We start from the raw sequence: 3,736 nt of genomic DNA, 5'->3' as shown, positions 1-3,736 counted from the left end.
TCCTTAACCACGATTATGCTTGCTTGGTGCCATCGCATTTGATTTAGCGAACACAACGACTACTATCCTTTTACCCAAGGCCATAACCAAGCCTTGGTCGTGGCGCCCAGCCGGCCGCGGCGCAAGCGGCTGCTCACCGCGGCCATCACAGGCAACTTGGTTAGCCCGCCGCGACTGCGCCAGAAGGCGTGGCCCCCATTTTTTGCCCGCTCCAGCGGATACTTCTAGAGTATGGGCGCCTCTACAATCCGTTGTTTTACACCTTAAATTACACCTTAAAATAAACCTACAACAACACCTTTTATCTCACCCATTCGTACCTCCTCTACTAGCCTACCCTTACGGCGGCAGGCAAGGCTCATTCTGCACCTTATTAAAGGTGTTAAAATTAGTTTAATTTTAGGTTAAAAAAGACACCTCCTTTTACACCTTAAATATTTTTCATTTCTTTACCAGTGTGCACCTTGTACAGTACCTCTTTTCACACCTATTACTTGGCGTTAAATAGATGATAATCACCGTAGGCGGAATAAAAGGCGGGACTGGAAAGTCCACCATTTCAACGAACTTAGCCGTCTGGCTTTCCCGTCAGGGGCACGACGTGCTCCTGGTCGATGCGGATGAACAGGAAAGTTCGTCTGACTTCACTGCTTGGCGGGGTGAAACTCGCAACGGAGAGTTAGGCTATACCTTGGTGCAGCTTACCGGGGCTTGGTACGGCGGCAGGTAGAGTTGCTCAAGCCAAAGTACACCCACATCATTATCGATACAGGAGGGCGGGACACTTCCAGTCAGCGAGCAGCCCTGTTTGTATCCGATCGCTACCTATTGCCGTTCGCACCCCGCTCCTACGAAATTTGGACGCTCTCGAAGGTATTGTCCCTGCTCTCCGAGGTACAAGACGTGCGCACCAGTCCCCTGCAAACCTTCTCCTTTCTAAATAAGGCGGACACCCGGGGAGTAGACAACGCCGAAGCGATGGAGGTATTACGGGAGAATGAGGAGCTCAATTTCGTGGACTTCCCCGTCGTCAACCGCAAGGCTTTTGCCACGGCCGCCAGCAAAGGCTTGTCCGTCTTCGAGTACACGCCCGTAGATGAGAAAGCAGTTACGGAACTCAATCTTCTGTTTAGTCACGTCACGCAATAGTATGGCCATTTCCAAGCCCCCTGTTCGCAAGGTCCCCGAAGTGGTGCTGCCAGCGCCACCCCCGGACGAAAAAAAGATCGAGGCCGTCATCAATCGTGGCAGTTCCTCCCTGGCCGCCGCGGAGGTGCCGGCTGCTAAACTCAAGAATTTCAACATCAAGCTGCCGGCCGCCACGCTCACCGTTATCGATGAGTTGCGCGCCAAGCGCCCCCGCAAGCCCACCAGCCCGAAGCTAGGCATTTCAACTCAGGATTGGCTTTTAGAAGCGATTCAAGAGAAGATCCAGCGGGAACAAAAGAAGTACGGCAAGGTGCGTAAAAGCACCTAGTATAAGGTGAGGAATTACACCCATATTCTGGTGTAATTCCTCACCTTTCTATTTTTACTATTGCGTACCAGGGCCCCACTTAAGATAGGGAGGGCCTCGTGCGTTAGGCAGCGGTTCCGGACACCTTTAGGGAATCGGTTGGCCGAACTTGGTCCAGCGGGTGCAACGAGTTTGCAGGTCTAGCCTATTCGCAGTAAGACCCGGGCGAGGCCGGGACTTGGTGCCCTGGGCTACTGAATAGTTTGCTAACCTCCCGCCGAGCACATTGCTCTGCAAGGGTTACCACTACGCGTTAGCCCTTGTTCCGAGCTGAGACTAGGGTGATAAGGTTTGTTTTGTCGCTCACTTGCCGGGGTTGCTGTCCTTGATTCTGCCGTTTTCCTCCTGGCAGAAATTATTCGGGGCCGCCAACTCACTGCCCTGGGGCTAGCTTTTCTGCCGCTGTGACGCGGTAGTGGGCGGTACTACGGCTTGGCCGAGCGGGAGTATGCCTGGTAACTTGCTGATCCTATCTACCACTAATAGTCACGCTAGTGCAGCTACTGCGTAGTCTTTCGCAAGCCTAAGAGAAGGTATAAAAGCTCGTTCAATGCCCGCTAAGTGCGAGGGGCCCATCCCTTACCGGACGGTATTTCCCGTTTGCGGATAGGCTCTACTACAGCAACATTTATCCACCTGATTCTACACCTAATTCATAGTATTAAATTAGGTGTAGAATCAGGTGGTATTTCTTGGCCTAATGCTCTGACTAGTACAACGTATACTATTAGCTGATTGCTAATCAGATAATAGTATCGACAGTGGCAACCAAGTTCAGCTAGGTTTGACCAGGGGATTACTTGCTAGGATCCTTTAGTCTGTGTTCACTTGAAGTAGGGGCCGGCGCCCTTCTGTGGTTAAGTAACCCGGCTAGCGGGGCCTCGGCCGAGAGCTTACCAGTTCCGCTCAGGGTTTAATTAGCCACTGGATCCCCTGCGCGTCCGTCTCATGCCGGAAGCCCGCTGCCAGCCAGACCCGGGCCAGATTCGCCTCAAAGGTTTCATCGGCAATCAACTGGCGCTGGCGCATCGTTTCGTACATGGCGTGCACGTCGTCGAGCGTATGCCGTTCCTGCAGCGACAGCACCGGGGCCGCGGGGCCGCGCTTGGGCTCCTCGGGGGCTTTGCCTTTGCGGACCTGCCGGCGGTAATCCTCCAACAGGTACCCCTCCACCAAGGCCTTGAAGATAGCCCCGCCCACCTTTTTCACCTTCCCCGCGGCGGCTTGCCGGCGGACATAGGCCACGACGAAATACACGTACCCTTCGTCGTAATAGCTACTCTCCAGCTGCATCTTTATCGCGGCAATACTTTTTGCCGCGACGCCCACTTCGAGCAGCGTAGCTTCCCAGCCGGTTTCGGGGACGGCCAACACGGGCTGCGCGCTGCCCGTGGGCTTAAACAGAAAACAGATGTGGGTGATTGTGCGGCCCTGTTTTTCCAGTTCGTACGTGAAGGCCATGTCCGTTTGGGCTAACTCGGCCTTGGCCCGGTCCAGGATGCGGGCTTTAAAGTTGGTAAACCGATCGTATTCTTCCTCCACGCCCAGGATTCCCTTTAAGTCAGCCACGGCCATCACCCGCTTCCCAAAGACCGCGTACTCCCGCAGTAGCAGATAGATCCGGTAAGCGTTGCTGCTCTTGAGCTTCAGCAATTCCGTCAGCTGGGCCTTAGTGAAATTCTCCCGCAGCTGCAGCAGGTAGGGCATCAGTAAATCGTTGAAGCGAGCCTCCACCACGCCTTCCCGGTGCTTGTACTCGGCGAAGGCCAGCAGGGGGAGAATAGAGAAGTCGGGTTTGCTGTGGCGGCGGGCCGACGTGTCGAGCTTCTCAATCAGCAGGGTGCGCGAGGCAAAGTGCTTGAGGGTTTTGCGCACCAGATCGTACGTGGAGTTGCTGGAGCTGTGGCCCATAAGCTCACGGACCGGAATCTGGCACACCTGGAACTGGGTATCGTCCCGCCCGATGCGGCTCAGCAGCGCCAGAAACAAGCGCGACTCGGTGGTGTTGAGTTCGAAGCGGGCATTGATCAGGGCATTGTGCTGCACAATGAGGGGGTGAACCGCGCTATCCCCCTTTGCCAGAGCATCTTGTTTCATGCGGGTAAAGTACGGAAATGCTGGGCATTATGCTACAAATCTGTGACAGTGTAGTTGTATGACCCCTTTTTGGTAGTCATATGGGGTCTGAGTAACCCCTTTTTTGTAGTTGTATGACCCCTT

The 3,736-nt window shown here is 54.4% G+C and carries 4 protein-coding genes; 3 read left to right on the top strand and 1 reads right to left on the bottom strand.

What is annotated here, in order from left to right; translation table 11 throughout:
- Nucleotides 1–508 precede the first annotated feature (508 nt).
- The 3 genes from VI25_RS27400 to VI25_RS21720 all read left to right on the top strand — a co-directional run bounded on the left by VI25_RS27400 (nucleotide 509) and on the right by VI25_RS21720 (nucleotide 1,477).
- On the top strand, nucleotides 509–730 hold the full coding sequence (locus tag VI25_RS27400) for a ParA family protein (protein WP_236705193.1): 222 nt from the start codon (nucleotides 509–511) through the stop codon (nucleotides 728–730).
- Nucleotides 731–828: 98 nt separating this feature from the next.
- Complete coding sequence (locus VI25_RS27395) at nucleotides 829–1,149, top strand: hypothetical protein (protein ID WP_236705192.1); 321 nt, start codon at nucleotides 829–831, stop codon at nucleotides 1,147–1,149.
- Nucleotide 1,150: 1 nt separating this feature from the next.
- Nucleotides 1,151–1,477: a hypothetical protein gene (locus tag VI25_RS21720; protein WP_055562883.1), complete on the top strand. Its 327-nt coding sequence runs from the start codon at nucleotides 1,151–1,153 to the stop codon at nucleotides 1,475–1,477.
- Between the two features lie 945 nt (nucleotides 1,478–2,422).
- Here the strand turns inward: VI25_RS21720 and VI25_RS21715 are convergent.
- The gene (locus tag VI25_RS21715; protein WP_055562882.1) at nucleotides 2,423–3,613 is read right to left on the bottom strand and encodes a replication initiation protein; all 1,191 of its coding nucleotides are present in this window, start codon (nucleotides 3,611–3,613) and stop codon (nucleotides 2,423–2,425) included.
- Between the last annotated feature and the right edge of the window lie 123 nt (nucleotides 3,614–3,736).

This window comes from Hymenobacter sp. AT01-02 (assembly GCF_000961955.2).
GTDB classification, from domain to species: domain Bacteria; phylum Bacteroidota; class Bacteroidia; order Cytophagales; family Hymenobacteraceae; genus Hymenobacter; species Hymenobacter mucosus.
The sequence above is the reverse complement of the archived record's forward strand: the minus strand, read 5'-3'. Positions and strand labels throughout refer to the sequence as shown.

Excerpts from the sequence above, each read along its gene's own strand:
- VI25_RS27400 (WP_236705193.1), top strand. The coding sequence starts at position 509 with ATGATAATCACCGTAGGCGGAATAAAAGGCGGGACTGGAAAGTCCACC.
- VI25_RS21720 (WP_055562883.1), top strand. The coding sequence starts at position 1,151 with ATGGCCATTTCCAAGCCCCCTGTTCGCAAGGTCCCCGAAGTGGTGCTG.
- VI25_RS21715 (WP_055562882.1), bottom strand. The coding sequence starts at position 3,613 with ATGAAACAAGATGCTCTGGCAAAGGGGGATAGCGCGGTTCACCCCCTC.